This window comes from Maricurvus nonylphenolicus (genome assembly GCF_042854845.1).
Taxonomy (GTDB): Bacteria; Pseudomonadota; Gammaproteobacteria; order Pseudomonadales; family Cellvibrionaceae; genus Maricurvus; species Maricurvus nonylphenolicus.
On the sequence record NZ_AP031498.1, the window covers coordinates 5,006,966 to 5,022,315 of the forward strand.

Annotated in this window: 14 protein-coding genes; 4 read left to right on the forward strand and 10 right to left on the reverse strand. The window is 45.7% G+C overall.

Annotation, left to right across the window (positions count from 1 at the left end):
* Positions 1 to 135 precede the first annotated feature (135 nt).
* Positions 136 to 1,248, reverse strand: coding sequence for an MBL fold metallo-hydrolase (locus ACGHZ6_RS21660; protein WP_390616142.1), 1,113 nt, complete (start codon positions 1,246 to 1,248; stop codon positions 136 to 138).
* Positions 1,249 to 1,538: 290 nt separating this feature from the next.
* On the opposite strand from ACGHZ6_RS21660, the gene ACGHZ6_RS21665 reads away from it, so the two are divergent.
* On the forward strand, positions 1,539 to 1,862 hold the full coding sequence (locus ACGHZ6_RS21665) for a winged helix-turn-helix transcriptional regulator (protein WP_390616143.1): 324 nt from the start codon (positions 1,539 to 1,541) through the stop codon (positions 1,860 to 1,862).
* Positions 1,863 to 2,112: 250 nt separating this feature from the next.
* On the opposite strand, the gene ACGHZ6_RS21670 is transcribed toward ACGHZ6_RS21665, so the two are convergent.
* The 3 genes from ACGHZ6_RS21670 to ACGHZ6_RS21680 all read right to left on the reverse strand — a co-directional run bounded on the left by ACGHZ6_RS21670 (position 2,113) and on the right by ACGHZ6_RS21680 (position 6,573).
* Positions 2,113 to 4,431 (reverse strand): molybdopterin-dependent oxidoreductase, encoded by a 2,319-nt coding sequence (locus ACGHZ6_RS21670; protein WP_390616144.1) that lies wholly within the window; start codon positions 4,429 to 4,431, stop codon positions 2,113 to 2,115.
* Between the two features lie 107 nt (positions 4,432 to 4,538).
* Positions 4,539 to 5,612, reverse strand: a complete 1,074-nt coding sequence (locus tag ACGHZ6_RS21675; protein WP_390616145.1) for a lipase secretion chaperone — start codon at positions 5,610 to 5,612, stop codon at positions 4,539 to 4,541.
* A gap of 25 nt (positions 5,613 to 5,637) precedes the next feature.
* Entirely contained in the window at positions 5,638 to 6,573 is a 936-nt protein-coding gene (locus ACGHZ6_RS21680) for a lipase family alpha/beta hydrolase (protein ID WP_390616146.1), read from the reverse strand.
* Positions 6,574 to 6,783: 210 nt separating this feature from the next.
* Here ACGHZ6_RS21680 and ACGHZ6_RS21685 point away from each other — a divergent pair, with 210 nt between their 5' ends.
* Positions 6,784 to 7,758 carry an alpha/beta fold hydrolase gene (locus ACGHZ6_RS21685; RefSeq protein WP_390616147.1) on the forward strand — a complete coding sequence of 325 codons (975 nt, stop codon included), beginning with the start codon at positions 6,784 to 6,786 and terminating at the stop codon, positions 7,756 to 7,758.
* Here the strand turns inward: ACGHZ6_RS21685 and ACGHZ6_RS21690 are convergent.
* The 4 genes from ACGHZ6_RS21690 to ACGHZ6_RS21705 are packed head-to-tail and all read right to left on the reverse strand — an operon-like array spanning position 7,717 to position 11,417.
* Positions 7,717 to 9,045, reverse strand: coding sequence for a short-chain fatty acid transporter (locus tag ACGHZ6_RS21690; RefSeq protein WP_390616148.1), 1,329 nt, complete (start codon positions 9,043 to 9,045; stop codon positions 7,717 to 7,719). The two genes, ACGHZ6_RS21685 and ACGHZ6_RS21690, sit on opposite strands and share 42 nt — an antisense overlap.
* A gap of 9 nt (positions 9,046 to 9,054) precedes the next feature.
* Positions 9,055 to 10,023: an alpha/beta hydrolase gene (locus ACGHZ6_RS21695; protein ID WP_390616149.1), complete on the reverse strand. Its 969-nt coding sequence runs from the start codon at positions 10,021 to 10,023 to the stop codon at positions 9,055 to 9,057.
* Positions 10,024 to 10,048: 25 nt separating this feature from the next.
* Positions 10,049 to 10,705 carry a 3-oxoacid CoA-transferase subunit B gene (locus tag ACGHZ6_RS21700; protein WP_390616150.1) on the reverse strand — a complete coding sequence of 219 codons (657 nt, stop codon included), beginning with the start codon at positions 10,703 to 10,705 and terminating at the stop codon, positions 10,049 to 10,051.
* 10 nt (positions 10,706 to 10,715) lie between these two features.
* A complete protein-coding gene (locus ACGHZ6_RS21705; RefSeq protein WP_390616151.1) occupies positions 10,716 to 11,417 on the reverse strand; it encodes a CoA transferase subunit A in 702 nt (233 codons plus the stop codon).
* Between the two features lie 194 nt (positions 11,418 to 11,611).
* Here ACGHZ6_RS21705 and ACGHZ6_RS21710 point away from each other — a divergent pair, with 194 nt between their 5' ends.
* Positions 11,612 to 12,481: a hypothetical protein gene (locus ACGHZ6_RS21710; protein ID WP_390616152.1), complete on the forward strand. Its 870-nt coding sequence runs from the start codon at positions 11,612 to 11,614 to the stop codon at positions 12,479 to 12,481.
* Here the strand turns inward: ACGHZ6_RS21710 and ACGHZ6_RS21715 are convergent.
* Both ACGHZ6_RS21715 and ACGHZ6_RS21720 read right to left on the reverse strand, forming a co-directional pair.
* Positions 12,468 to 12,821 (reverse strand): DUF6463 family protein, encoded by a 354-nt coding sequence (locus ACGHZ6_RS21715; RefSeq protein ID WP_390616153.1) that lies wholly within the window; start codon positions 12,819 to 12,821, stop codon positions 12,468 to 12,470. The two genes, ACGHZ6_RS21710 and ACGHZ6_RS21715, sit on opposite strands and share 14 nt — an antisense overlap.
* Positions 12,814 to 13,626 carry an SDR family NAD(P)-dependent oxidoreductase gene (locus ACGHZ6_RS21720; protein ID WP_390616154.1) on the reverse strand — a complete coding sequence of 271 codons (813 nt, stop codon included), beginning with the start codon at positions 13,624 to 13,626 and terminating at the stop codon, positions 12,814 to 12,816. Before ACGHZ6_RS21720 ends, ACGHZ6_RS21715 begins: the two co-directional genes overlap by 8 nt.
* A 278-nt stretch (positions 13,627 to 13,904) precedes the next feature.
* Here ACGHZ6_RS21720 and ACGHZ6_RS21725 point away from each other — a divergent pair, with 278 nt between their 5' ends.
* On the forward strand, positions 13,905 to 15,323 hold the full coding sequence (locus tag ACGHZ6_RS21725; RefSeq protein ID WP_390616155.1) for an alpha/beta hydrolase: 1,419 nt from the start codon (positions 13,905 to 13,907) through the stop codon (positions 15,321 to 15,323).
* Positions 15,324 to 15,350 lie beyond the last annotated feature (27 nt).

Genomic DNA, 15,350 nt, shown 5'->3' on the forward strand with positions numbered 1-15,350 from the left:
TGTGTGCATACTGCGTGATAGAGCTGGCTGTTGATTAACAAGTGAGAATGGATCTTTAACACAAAGCCCCGGCTATAGCCGGGGCTTTGTATCTACAGTGTCATAGATCTTTATACTGATTTTGACTCATTTTCATTAAATATGCTCATGATCGTGTGGGAGATTCTGCGTTACTTTTTTCTTTTCCCACATGGTGTGGTCAAACCATTGCACAAATGAGCTGGGAAACCATGACATAACCTTTTCCAATCGTGGATTAAATAATAACCGGTGGGTTTCAACAAAGTTCATGTAAGTTCCCAAAAAAAGCGCAGAGGTGTGCTCCATACCGGGGTATTTTTCCAGCATCTTCTCAATGACCTCATCGGAACTTTCGCTACCCTCTAATGCAGTCTCATAAGCTTCGATGTACGTCAGACTGTGTTCCAGCACAGCAGATGGCGTCATATCTGCGCTTTGACTCCGTGGTAGATGCCCTGGAATCACCACCTGTAAATCCATTTTCATATAATCACGTAATTGCTGTTTCCATATAGCACGGCTTGCCTTGGTACTGCCTCCCATCATCATATGTGCACGATAATAAGCAATATCATTGGGCAGCAGCGCTTTTAGATCAGGGATATACACTACTGTATGAGGCTCATCTTCATGACCAATACCAACATCACCATATTGATCATGCCAGAGTTGAATTTCCCTTCCTTCTAACATCAATACATCATGATCATAGGCCTCAAAAGGAAGCGACGGTACAGCGGCGTTATCACCAAAGCGTTTAACGGCGCGGGCATCATCGTCTGTCATACGCAGTTGTTGAAGTGCGGCCACCTTTGGCTCAGCAATAAATTTTGCATCAGGGAAGCGATCTTTGAGAATTCTAGCACCTTGTGAGTGATCAAGGTGTGCGTGACCTAAATACACATAAGTAAGTTTCTTGCCCATTTTTTCGATTTCATCGGCAAGGCGTTCAGACGCATATTTCGTTCCCTGTGTCGCAACAACTATCATCTCATTCTCGCCCACAATCAGGCTGGAAGAGACGTTTATCTCATTTGCTTCAGAAATAAAATGCGTAAGCTTGAGAGGGCTATCTGGTACAACTGCCTCATAAGTACGGAACGGCGTATCATCAAGTGCTGTCTTGGCTGTATTGCCTGGCTTTGAGCTGCCTCCTTGGATCCACAACCCAAGCGATACAAGTCCGACAACCAAAAGTGCTAAACAGCAAAGTAGTATTTTTTTCATCAATGTTTGCTCCTCAAACAATAACCGGAAATCGATCTCCAGTATTGATTGGTTCGGGCTGTATATATCTGCATTGAACGGAATCAGCATCCCTGGAGCGTTACCTTCACAGATTCAGCGCCCGTTCAACATTTCAAGTGAAAAATAGACAGCTGGGATATATCCGCTCTATTTGTAAAGTGATTGCAATATACAGCCAGTTGAAATAACTCAAATATGGTTTCATAATGAAACCATAAGGATGATATCCAACATGGTTTCATTTTACAACCATTTTAAGCGGAGGGGGCATGGCAAAATACAAACCAGAAACCTGTCCAATTTCTCAATTTGCTGAAATTCTTGGCGATGGCTGGGGTTGGCTGATCTTGCGGGAGGCATTTCGTGGAACCAGCCGGTTCTCGGATTTTCGACGTGAGACGGGAATCGCCAAGAATATCCTCAAGTTACGTATTGATCGTCTTGTTGAGAATGGACTTATCGAACGGAAAAATATGGGGATATCTGGCCAACGCTATGAATATTTTCTAACTTTAAAAGGAAGGAGTCTCGAGCCTATTTTCCTTAACATCTTTGATTGGAGTAAGGATAACTTAAAGGACGAACGACAGTAGTATGCATCCCTGAAAAGAGACTCTGCCTCCACAACCACTCTACCGATAATGGAAAGTATTTTACGGACTGGATTTATTTTTGAAGCACGAAGCCCCAGGTTGACAACCCAACTCATTCAATTCGACCAGATATGCGAACTCGACTAACAATTTAATTCGCTGTTTCTATCTTTAAGCACAAGATATAAAGTAATAAAAGGGCATCTCAATTTTCCGTTTGCAATGCCCGATTGAAATTGCCAATGAGTATTTATGCAACTTTTTCAATTTTTGCAGGTACTCTTTTATGCCAAGGCGTTCCTGCAAAAAAATCCTTATCATTGGTCGACGTTAAATCATTTACAGCAACGCCAACCCTAACTTCTCTACCGGTTTCATTAATATAATCCAGCCCCAAACCATTGGGCAGACTAACAAATCCATCGGGCTGATGATCAGTGACTTCAACATAGGTTTCAGCAGAACCTACTTTAGTTGTAATTTTTACACTGTCGCCATTAGCAAGCGATAATTTATTTGCATCTCCAGGACTAATATACAAGCTCGCCACCTTACTCTTTTTATCCCAAGAGGCATCACGAATAATGGTATTAGATGTTTCACTGCGACGCTGACCTGCCGTAAGAATAAAGGGATACTCCTTTGAGTCAGTCAATAGGTTTTCGTCAAGAGAACACACCTGAGGAAACAGCTCCTCAAGATATAAACGAATACGTTTATCGGGGATATTCATACGATTCCAGGAGTCAGCATAATCCTCACCCGAATCAGTGAAGACTATACCGGACTTTTTGGTGATCAAATCATTAAACAGTTTTTCACCGGCCCGCCAGGCAGATCCGCCATAGCCTGCACGAGCAGCACTTTTCGGGTGCTTGCGTACAAACTGGTGCGCCAGCGGCCAAAATGTCGCTGTAGGTGCTAGCGCTCCTTTTTCAAGCGTTGTACCAAGTGTGCGGTAAAGCAGAGAGGGAGCAACACTAAACAGCTTCGGATTAATGGCTAACATAGCGCCAAAGGTTGCAGCAAAGACCTTACGTCCTAGTTTTGCCGCCGTTTTTAGTACCGTTACATTAGCCTTGCTATAGCCGCCCAGCGCTTCGATCAAGCGACTATGTATTTCTGGTTCAGCCAGAGTACCCGCTAAAGGTTCCACTACCGGATGACGAATATGGAAGGTATTCTTAGGGAAGTCGATTTGGAAAAATACACACTCAAACTTTTCAAATGAGCTGGAAGCTGGCAAGACATAACTGGCTTCCCTGGCGGTTTCTGTCATGGCAACATCAATGACGACAGAGAATTCCAAGGCCTGCATCGCTTCTCGCATTCGTTCGCTTTGGGCATAGGAATGTACCGGGTTCGAACTCTCGATAATGGCCGCTCGGAACCTGTTGGGGTGATCGGTAATAATCTCATCAGGAATTTCGTTACAAGGTAGCAAGCCGGCGATGATTCTTGAACCTAATACTGGGCTCACTTTGGATGGAACAGCTTTGTTTTTGTCAGTACCTTTAGTTTTACCCACCTTGCCCTTACCCGCCTCGGTAAGCAGCAAAAGTGGGATGGCCATATTGGCCGTACCTTTTTTAGCAAAGTTACCGGTAATAACAAACATCACCTTTTGCAGGTAACTGACCAGCGTGCTGTTAATATTTTGCTGCACGCCTAGGTCTTCAAACACCGCTACGGAAGAAGCCTTGGCAATTCGATGTGCGGTTTCTCTTACCAGCGTCTCATCCAGTCCCGCCAATGTCGAATATTCTGTAACAGGCAGGGCCATAAAATGATCTTTAATCTGCTCAAAGCCGCTGGTGTGTTTTTCAATAAATGCTTTATCTTCCAGACCATCCTGAATAATGACGGCAATGATGGCGGATAAGGCCCAGGCATCACCACCTGGAACCACCTGTAAGTGGTAATCAGCCATCTCAGCAGTTTTGGTTTTGCAGGGATCAAAGACCACCATAGAGCGCTTGGGATCTTTTACAATTTCACGTAAAACCTTACGCGACTGCGGGAAACCATGGGTATGCCAGGGATTTTTACCCAGGAAAACACTGACTTCCGCCTCTTCAAACCCGCCGTGGGCCGGGCCACCGAACATCTTGCCATTAACCCAAAACTCACCGGTTTTTTCCTGGGCTAGCGCATTACTGCGGTATTTTACCCCCAGAACCTTCTGTAACCCCTGACTATACATACCGCCAAGGTGATTACCCTGACCACCACCACCGAGGAAGAGAATTTTATCGCCACCGTGCTTTTCTTTAACGGCTTTTAGGCCTGCAGCAACCTCAGCAATAGCAGTATCCCAATCTACCTTTTCGTAACTACCATCGGCTCTGCGGCGCATAGGAGAATCAATGCGATCCTCACCCATTTGGTAATAATTCAATCTTGACGCCTTATCGCAGATATAACCTTCGGAAGAGGGGTTATCCCGATCACCTTTGATTTTAATCAGTTCACGACCGTCTTTGCCGCCTGCGGTGACTTCCAGGCCGCAGTTTACACTGCATAAAATACACGCAGATTTCTTAACGTCGCCAGTTTGCACATAACTCATCGGTAACAACCTCTTCTTAGCGCCCAAACCATATGGTTTCATAATAAAACCATGCTAGCCGCTATCGCCCTGTAAGTCACGATAAATCTGTGACCGGGTAGACTACGCTATTGCGATCCAACCGATTGCTCAAACATCGCATCGTATACACTGGCCTTTGATTGCTCTTGCGGTGTTGCAAAGTAGTGTCCTCGTAATCGTATTATCGCTGCTTGCTTATCCATGTCAGAAAGCCCTGCACTGGTTTGCAGTCCTTGTCGCTCACGACGGTAATGTTCATATCGCTGCTGCCAGGCAGCTTCTTGCCGTTGCTGATCTAAAATAATGTCTACACGCTCGGCAGAATAGATCCTCTCAAGCTGTTGTCGTTTTTCAGGAAGGCTTTGCCCGGATTGCAAAATCGCCATGGTGGTTTTTGCTGTGTTGGATCGTTCTTGCTTTCGCCTTTCAATCTGTGCCAGTTCTGGCGGAAGATTATTCACCAGTATTGTCAGCTGTTGCTTTTTATCCTCATCTGTTAGTGAAGGACTCCCCATGAGCTTCATTCTAGCCAGGGTATAATCACTGTAGGCTTCCTCTTCTGCGAAGATTGCCGTGGCCACCGCAGATCCGAGCTGCTCGCGACGCAGTGACGCCAAATATTGATAGGCCTGCGCCATAGCCTCAACAGGCGTTGCGCCAGTGGGTGGGGTTTCCGTTTGCAGATACTGCTGGGCACGCTCTTTATAGATAAGGTAATCACTTAACACCTGTTTAACCTGCTTTGCAGCAGTAACAGGCAGATTCTCATCGGCATAATAGTGAATAAACGCAACTATCAGCTCAGCATCAACATCGCCTACAGCTACAAATAGAAATTCAAAGAAATCTTTGATCTGAGGAGACAAAATCAGGTTGCCGTCAACATCTGCCAACAACGCACCATCCATCTCGATATCCGCTAATCGAGCAGACAAGTCCGCATGACTAATCTTTTCCTGCGATTGCTGCAAGCCAGTTATTTCAGCAACTAACTCATTCTGATTAACTTCGGGGAAATAGATTTCCGGTACAGAAATAAGTGGCTCTTTTTTGGGATTTACCCGTTCTTGATACCTGACGGAAAAGCCAGTTATCAAGCAACCTAAAAGAACCACCCAGAGCCATTTGCGGCCTGTTACTTGCCGCAGCAATCTTCTCATTACAAATATACTCTACGTCTTCACCTTATAAACCGCGGCGTTTTAGACGATTGGCATGACCACGATAGAGATAGATCGGGTCCAACCAAATTGAAGTAAATCCTAACGCCTGATTAGCTGCATCCATATGATTCATTTTCATATCGTCGTAAATCACATTGCCCATAAGCTGACTACAACGTGGTACCAGCCCGTCATGCTCACCAGGGAATAAAAGTCCAGTTAAGCCAAACAGCACATCAGAAGGATCGAAATTATTGGTAATCTTACTTGTACCCACCCACGAGAAGGTCTTTACGTTGTGACCATAGACATCCACGTCTTCAGGTCCTGTGCCACAGGCATTAACCTGATCTACACCCCAGCCATGATTAACATTAAGCTCGGCATTTCCTTCCGGGGTTAACGCATAGAAACCCGCATAGCCGTCTGCACTGCCCACTTCGTTACCTGATAACCAATCAATAAAGTTACCCATGGCGGTACCAAACTGGTCAATAAGATTGCCCTCCTGAATAAATGTTGATGCAAAGTCACCACCAATTCCCCCCTTATTAACGCCGGTAATACTGGTAATGCTGGCAATACGGTCTGGAATCAGACTTGCTGCAACGCGAGCAGCCTGAACCCCTTGGCTGTGGGCAAATAAATTAACTTTTTCACCGGGAGGAATATTGGCCTGAATCCAGTTACTTAACTCCAAGCCGTGCACTTCACCGCTGTTTACAGCCGTTACTGAAGATGCCATATAAACTTCTGCGCCAGATCGCTCCAATTGGTAAATAACATCGTGGTAGTAATCAAATACTCCACCGATGGAATCAAAACCAAAAATACCTGGAACCAGAACAATGGGATGCTTGGTTTCCGTATAGTCAAAAAATAATGCCTGACTGTGAGGGGCTATCAACGATAATTTGAGCAACAGAATACTGCCGACCAGTTTTAAGGTCTGTTTCATGATTAGGTCTCGCTATTTTTATATTATGGGACCACTCACCTACCGCAAGTAAAACTCCTTAATCGCTACTTTATGAGTGAAATTTAGTCAGGCACGAACGCCATCGCCTGAACCTTCTCTATAACATTACGACAAATGGTTGCATCACGCAACCATTCAATATTAATATTAAGTGACAGAATCAGCACTATTCAATATAAGTGCTACAACATGGGAAATGTAATGCCGCAAATTCACAGTAACGGTATCAATATCGAATATGAGACCTTCGGCAATCAACAGGATCCCTATCTGTTACTTATCGCCGGTGTTGGGCAGCAGCTAACCATGTGGCCGCAAGCCTTCTGCCAGCTCCTTGCCGAGAAGGGCTTTTTTGTTATCCGTTTTGATAACCGAGATGTCGGTCTGTCAACAAAGTACTCTGAATCCAAAGAGCCGGGCCTGCTACGCCTGTTCTTACATCAATTATGGGGAGGCCCTATATCACCGGTTTATTCTCTCGATGATATGACTAAAGATTGCGTAGGCCTGCTGGATGCACTTGGCATAGAGAAAGCCCACATTATCGGGGCCTCAATGGGCGGTATGATTGCACAGCTAATCGCGGCAAATTTTCCGGGTAAAACACTTTCTTTAACTTCAATTATGTCTACGAGTGGCTCTCCATCTCTTCCCAAGCCTGCTCCCTATGTGGTTCGGAATACCTTTATTAAGAGCATTGTCAATACAAAAACATTCATCATAAATAAAGCGAAATATATTCAACACAATTCTGAATGTTTACGGATACTGGGAAGTAAAAGCTTTCCCCTTGATGAAACAACAAGGCAGGAAATAGTCGCAAAAGATATGGCACGCAGCTTTTATCCTCAAGGCTTCAAACGACAAATGACTGCGATTATTGTCGATGGAGATCGCAGCTTACGCCTTGCAAAGATTCAAGCTCCTACGTTAGTTATCCATGGCGAACAAGATCCGCTATTTGCTGTTGAATGCGGTCGTCACACAGCAGAATCCATTCCAAATGCAGAATTAGCTTGTATAAAAGATATGGCACATGACCTACCACCTGAACTTTATGAAAAAATCACTGGGTTAATCACAACACATATAAGCCAGCACCTTTGTCCTGGTTCCAACAGCCTAAAAGAAAACGAGCATTCCTACGCAGATCACCATGCCTGACCAGAGCAATACAACGGTGCAATAACCCATAATATCTTTGATGCCCAAACCTGCAATTGCCAGTAAGGGTAATGCCCAAAACGGCTGTACCATATTGGTCCAGGCATCACCAAACGCTACTGCCATTGCAGCCTCGTTTAGCGGAACACCTAACGCCTCCGCCGCAGGCATCACAATCGGGCCCTGTACCGCCCATTGCCCACCACCAGAAGGCACAAAGAAATTCACAATACCAGCACTAAGGAAGGTGAAAAGCGGAAAAGTCTCCGCCGTAGAAATACTCACAAACCACTGAGAAATAGAGGCTGCCAGCCCGGATTCCACCATCATGCCCATAATGCCTGCATAGAGCGGGAATTGGAGCACTATGCCAGATGTACCGCGCACGGCCTCATCCATAGCGGCTAGATAATTAACGGAGGTCTTATGCAAAGCCAAGCCTACAAGTAACAGAATCAGGTTAATCGTATTAAGCCCGATAGCACCACCTTGTATAAAAAAATTCACTAAGTAGTAACCACCTAGAGCAACCAGCAATAATGGCATCAAAGTATTATGCTCAAGCCTCTCTGCTGGAGGTAAACTCTTAATACTCGGCGCAATAACTTTTTGATCCTCTAGCTGTTTGGCATCAACACAATAAGTATCACTGGGTGCAGGATGCATAAGTCTGTTAATCAGGGGCAAGCTTGCCCACAATACACCGACAATAACTAAAACAGGCCAGCTAAAGATTGTTTCTGATACGGGAATAATCTGGCCAGCCATGACAGCGGAAACCGTATCTTCACCTGTCTCTGCAATTTTTAAGGGAATAGAGCCTGAAAGACCTGCATGCCAGATCAACATGCCGCTGTAGGCGGATGCTACCAAGAGAGGGTAATGAACGCCTTCAACATTTCTCGCAATTTCCCTTGCCAGTAAGGCACTGGCAATAAGACCAAAACCCCAATTCAACCAGCAGCAAAACATGGCAACCAGCGTCATCAGCACAATGGCCCGCCCAGGTGTATGTGCCACACCCGCAAGCGCTCTTAGCATGCGCTTAACCAAGGGCGCTTGGGCCACAACATGACCCGCGACTAGGGTTAGCAATACCTGCATGGAAAAGGTGAGTAAGTTCCATATACCACCTCCCCAATAGCCAGCCATTTGCTCAGCGGATTTATCCTGCCCCAAGATTCCCGCCACCAGTACGACTAATGTGAGAATCAAGGCAAACAAAAAAGCATTCGGCAGCCAGCGCTGCATAATCTTTGTAAAGAACTGAGCCGTAGACTGGATCATTATCGCTTCTTACTTGAGATGCTCGTTAAACCACTTAAGCGCCAGATCGCTACCTTCCTGATAACCATCAAAATAGATACCGTAGTGGTCTATACCTTTTATCAACTTGTAATGGGTGGGTAGATCAGCTCGACCTTTGAGTTTTGCGTAGACATCATCACTGTGCTCTTCATTCTTAAAGAATTGCTCATTTTCTGCAGTAATGATCATTGTCGGGATGTGAATATCACTAACAGCTTTGATGGGATTATATTGAACAAAGCGCGCCAAGTTGGGATAACCGTCCAAGCCAGGAAATCCATCCAGATTCTCAGGAATGGGCGGCAGCTTGCCACGGGCAATATCAATAGCACGCTGCTTAGCATGCGCGAGGGTTGGACCAGATGCTACAGGGAATGCACCAACTTGGGTAACCATGGCACTAATGCGATCATCATTAGCCGCAGCAGTTAATACAACACCGCCACCAAAACTGGTTCCCCAGACGCCAATGCGCTGGCTATCGACATTCGGCTCCCCCTCCAGGTAATCAACGGCGGCGCGCACATTCTGAACCCAGTCAATTGGATCAACCAGGTTTCTAACCACATGGACTTTAGCCTCTGCATTGCCTTCAGCATCAAGCTGCAACGGTGAAACCTCCAAAATCAGGTTACCCTGAGATTCTCCCCAAGTGCTGTGGGTAAAGGTTACAACGATAAAGCCTTGTTCAGAGAACTTGGCCGCATATCGAGCGGCAGTTTCCTTACTTCCCCCCCAACCATGGCTGGTGACAATGGCTGGCGCCTTATCGGCTACATCAAGCTGTTTAGGCCGGTAGATATCAGCATCCAACGCTCGACCGTCACTCCAGATCTTAATCGCACTGCGCTCAACAGAGTCGGGTAAAACGACTTCAGGAAATGTTACTGCCGCTAAGCTCAACACGGGCAAACATAAAATGGCAGTACCAATAGTCTTAATTACATGCTTTATCATCACTTAACCTCATTTTCTTTATACTTTATATATCCATTACCGGGACGACATCAGGCACAACCAGCTCACCTTCCGTTAATTCGACAATTTGCTCGACCGATATGCCAGGTGCTCGCTCTCGCAACCAAAAACAACCATCCTTGATCTCTATGAACGCTAAATCCGTGACCACATTGCGAATACAGCCGACGCCTGTTAGCGGTAATGAACAGTTTTTCAATAATTTAGACTGACCGTCTTTTGAAGCATGGGTCATGGTGACAATAATATTCTCGGCACCTGCTACCAGATCCATGGCGCCACCCATTCCCTTAACTTTTTTACCAGGGATCATATAGGAGGCAATATTGCCACTGACATCGACTTCAAATGCCCCCAGCACCGTTAAATCAATATGACCTCCGCGAATCATTGCAAAAGAATCAGCGGAAGAAACAATCGATGAACCTGTCACGGCGGTTACTGTCGCTTTGCCCGCATTGACCATATCGGCATCCACCTCATGTTCCAGCGGATACGGGCCAATACCCAGCAAACCATTTTCCGATTGCAGCATCACATCGATACCGTCAGGCACACAATTGGCAACCAGGGTTGGAATACCGATGCCTAAATTCACATAAAAACCGTCTCTTAACTCTTGGGCCACACGACGCGCCATTTGCTCTCGACTTAAAGCCATTACCTCACCCCTATGCTTCGCGAACCAAGCGCTGCTCTATACGTTTTTCAAATGTGCCCTGAATGAGTCTGTCAATATAGATTCCTGGCGTGTGTATGTGTGCAGGGTCCAACTCACCGGGTTCAACAATTTCCTCGACTTCTGCCACAGTAATTTTTCCAGCCGTAGCCGCCATAGGATTAAAATTCATTGCTGTATGGCGATATACCAAATTGCCATAGCGATCACCTTTCCAGGCTTTAACAATGGCAAAATCACCGGTCACAGATTCTTCAAGAATATAGTTGCGCCCATTGAACTCCTTAACCATCTTCCCCTTACCAACTTCGGTACCGTAACCCGTTGCGGTAAAGAACGCTGGGATACCTGCACCACCTGCTCGCATTTTCTCAGCCAGGGTTCCCTGAGGAGTCAATTCAACTTCAATTTGACCAGATAATAACTGTTCCTCAAATAACCAGTTTTCACCTACATAGGAGGAAATCATCTTGCGAATTTGACGGTTTTCCAACAACAACCCCAAACCAAAATCATCCACACCGCAGTTATTGGAAACCACTTGTAGATCACGTGTGCCTTTGCGCTTAATCTCGGCAATCAGGTTTTCGGGAATTCCACAGAGGCCAAAACCACCTGCAATGATCGTCATACCGTCTTCCAAGCCTGCCATGGCGGCCTCGTAACTCTCTACAACCTTATCGAAACCCGACATAACAACCTCTTTGCATTACTTCTCTCCACTATGTTTTCGCAGCTTTATAAAAACTAATCTACCATCATTAAGTTTCATCATGCAACCTTATAACGTATACCTACCCATGCGAAATTTAAGCAAGCAACTTAAATACAGGAGATTGAACTATTGGAGCCTATACTTACACGCATAACCTACCAACGCAGAGCAAAATGCAAAGATCAGAATATATAAGGCCAGCAAACCTATTCCATTACGGAATAACGCTGCTATTGATATCACTTTGTATCGCCTTTTTGTCGACTCCACTCTATGCGGAAGACTCTCCTCACCTAACCCTGGTGCTACCCGCAGAATCAATTGGTTCTTTTGCCTCGATGAATGGCCTAGGGGATCCTAAGAAGGGCCTGATCAATCAGCTGATGGAAAAACTCGTTGAAGATACAGATATTCGTATTACTACAGTGAAAATACCCACGCTTCGTGTCATTGATAAAATTTCCCATCAGGAAGTCGACAACTGGGTAAGCTATATGTTCGACAAAAGCCTTATCCCGGAATCTTCCAATAAAGATATAACGATTTCTCCCGAAAGCCTGAATGCTGTAGCGATTCCCATCGCAGGCTTTGAAACAAAGTTATGGGTAAAATCCAGCAATGCAAAGAAATACGTACATCCTGAAGACTTCAAAGGCAAGACCGTTCTTAAAATACGTACCGTTACCTATACATCCTACCGAGATATCTTAAAAAGCTACCAGCTAGAAATAAAAGACGCGCCTTCTCTACCCTCCGCTATTAAAATGATCATGAGTGATCGAGCTGATTTTTTAATGATGAGTGAGTCATCTATTTACTGGAACTACAAATCGTTAGGCATCACACGAAATCAGCTCACACCAATTACGCTTAACAGCTCAATGACTCCGTTTTCCAATATTCTCTTACTGTTTGATAAACGCATCCCTATCCTCAACCAGCTTCTGGAGAGAATTGAGATCATGGAAAAGAATGGAGAACTCGACACGATAAGGAAAGCGCTTTATCTATCTCCACCTTCACGCCCCACTAACGATAAATAAACATTGCGATAGCAGGAGGTAGAACCAACCAAAAACCTGATACAGGCATTAATACAGTTCCCATAATCGCTAACATCAGCATCATCAAACTTGGAAACCCTGTTAGTTTAACCTTCAATTTTTCTAAAGTATAAAGCTGACAACCCACAACAAGAAATACTAAACCAAACAGAAAAAACCAGACGGCCTGCCCCTTATCAACAGTATCAACGCTATTCCAGAGCCCACTGCTGACTATCGCCAGGTATTCCGATTTAAACTTTATTAAAGCAAACAGAAGATGCAATAAAGCGACAGTTATTATCCAATAACTTATCCAGTGACGCGCTTTATCAACCATGGGTTTGCTTAAACTCTTCAATATACTTTGGGCTCATCTTTGCAATAAGACGGTGAAAAAACTCAGGGGATAACCAGTGCAATAATTGCATCTTTCTCTCAAGGCCTCGGGCAATAATGATTTCATATTTGCCCTGCTGAATTCTTTTCAGTACCTGCTCAACCAAATATTCGGGCAAATACCCCCCCTCGGTAAAATCATCAGGCACACCGTAACGCTCACCGGTCCCCCGCAAAGCGTTATGAGCAAGATTAGTCTTGACGGCACCAGGCGCTACGGTATGTACCGCAATGCCTTTATGTAAAACCTCGGCACGCAGTGAATCAAAGTAACCAAACAGCCCATGCTTTGCCGCGCAATAGGCGCTGCGCAGTGGCGAACCAATTTTTCCTGCAACACTGGACATGACAACAATGCGGCCCTGCCCTTGCTCTAACATATGCGGCAACACCAATTGAGTGAGAGAAATTGGAGCCATAAGATCAACATCAACCACTTTGCGATAAACATCCAAAGAGGTTTCGGTAGCTAATGAGCGCTGAACTATACCGGCATTATTCACAAGCACATCAATTCGGCCAAAAGCGCCTAGGGCTAACTCAACCAAGCCCGGTAAGGCGTCAAAATCACTGACATCAAACGCTAAGGGAAATGAACCGGACAGCCTCTCCACAACAGGCGTTAACTCATCCTCAGTTAATGCCGACAGAATAAGCTTTGCGCCTTGATTATGCAGGGCTTCAGCAAATGCCAGTCCAATGCCAGATGAAGCGCCAGTAATCCACACAACCTTATTCTCAAACATCCTGAGTACCACCTCTTTTTATAACTAGCTAACGGGATAAACACACCCAAAACACTTTCTACCGGAATATACTTAGAACAGGTCTATCGATTCCCTGCCATGAACACAGAATCAATAACCTCAAAAAAAAGATTTCAAAAAGTCTACAGTTGTTTAATAATGGTTTCAACATGAAACCTTGCGACTTTTACTGGTCACGCCATTCCAGTTATTCCGACCGCAACGGTTTGCTTATCAGGTTTTCATAGCGAGCGATGATTTGAGAGGAGTTGAGCTTTATGAATTTTGACCCCAAAGCCATTGAGCAGGAAGTCCATGACTGGTTCTTTGTAGAATATTTTGACCGCTGGGTCGCCAAGGGTGCTGGCGAAAGTAATGACGAAGCCACCTTTATTTCCAACTATTGGAATAGCCCGATGTTTGTCAGTGCACCGCCGGCGATGAGTAGTTGGCTCACATCAGACGAGCATGTATTTTTGTTCTTCCAGGCTCAGCAGGAACTGCTACAGGCCTTAGGTTACACCCATACCGATATTCCTGATCAACGCATTCGTGTGTTTACCGAAGCCGGCGCTGAGATCGATGTTATCTGGTCGCGCTGTGCCGGCGACCAGGAGTTAGAACGCCTTGTCGTTAATTTCCAGGTTATGAAACTTGAAAACCGCTGGAAAGTTGTAGGTATTCACTCCAAATATACCGATGCCGATAACCTCGAAGATGCCTGGACCAACCCAGGGGCCAATGGCCCATTCCTACCTGATAACGACAGTCGCTTCCCGATAGAGAAACTCGATGCGGAACTGCGAGACGTATACAGCGTTACACCAAATTTGCCGTTCCACGACCCCAAACTACTACAAGCCGGTCGCTTGCAGTATGAATTCTTTACCTACAATGAGCCCGAAGCCGGTGTTGACGTGCGTGAAGTTAATCTCGAAAACACCATGATTCGTACCATTACCCCACAGGAAAATCGCAGTGGTGCTGCCCTCCTCTGGATTCATGGAGGCGGCCTGGTGGCCGGCCGCTCAAACCAATTAAGTCGCGGTGCCTCACTGGTAGCCAAGTTAACCGGTGCCACAGCCATTACTGTAAATTATCGCCTGGCGCCTGAGCACCCTTACCCAGCAGCACATACCGATTGCCATACCGCCTGGACCTGGATACAGGACAACGCGGAGTCACTAGGCATTGATCCTAAACGCATAGTTGTTGTTGGAAGTAGCGCCGGTGGCGGTCTTGCCGCAGGTTTATGTCAACGTCTTGTTGACGAGGGAGGCCCTCAGCCTGCTGCGCAAGTGCTCTTCTATCCGATGCTGGACGATCGCACCGCTGCAGACAACAGCCTTGATGACGCAGGTCATTATGTCTGGGGCAACCGTGAAAACCGGGTAGCCTGGAACGCCTATCTGGCTCCAAATTCCGTAGGCGATGCAACATTACCAGGTTATGCCTCACCTGCGCGACGCGACAATTTGAGTGGCCTACCCCCAACCTGGATTGGTGTAGGTAGCGTAGATTTATTTCATCAGGAAGCCACCACGTATGCGGAACGCCTTGAGGCTGCAGGTGTACCTGTAGAATATCTGAGCATCGCAGGTGCTCCTCATGTGTTTGAAATACTTGCCCCCCAAGCTGCTGTTTCACAACAGTTTTTAGGCTCCGCGCTAACATTTTTAAGTAAGTCTCTGGCATAACATTGCCGCACAAGCCATAACTGCGTC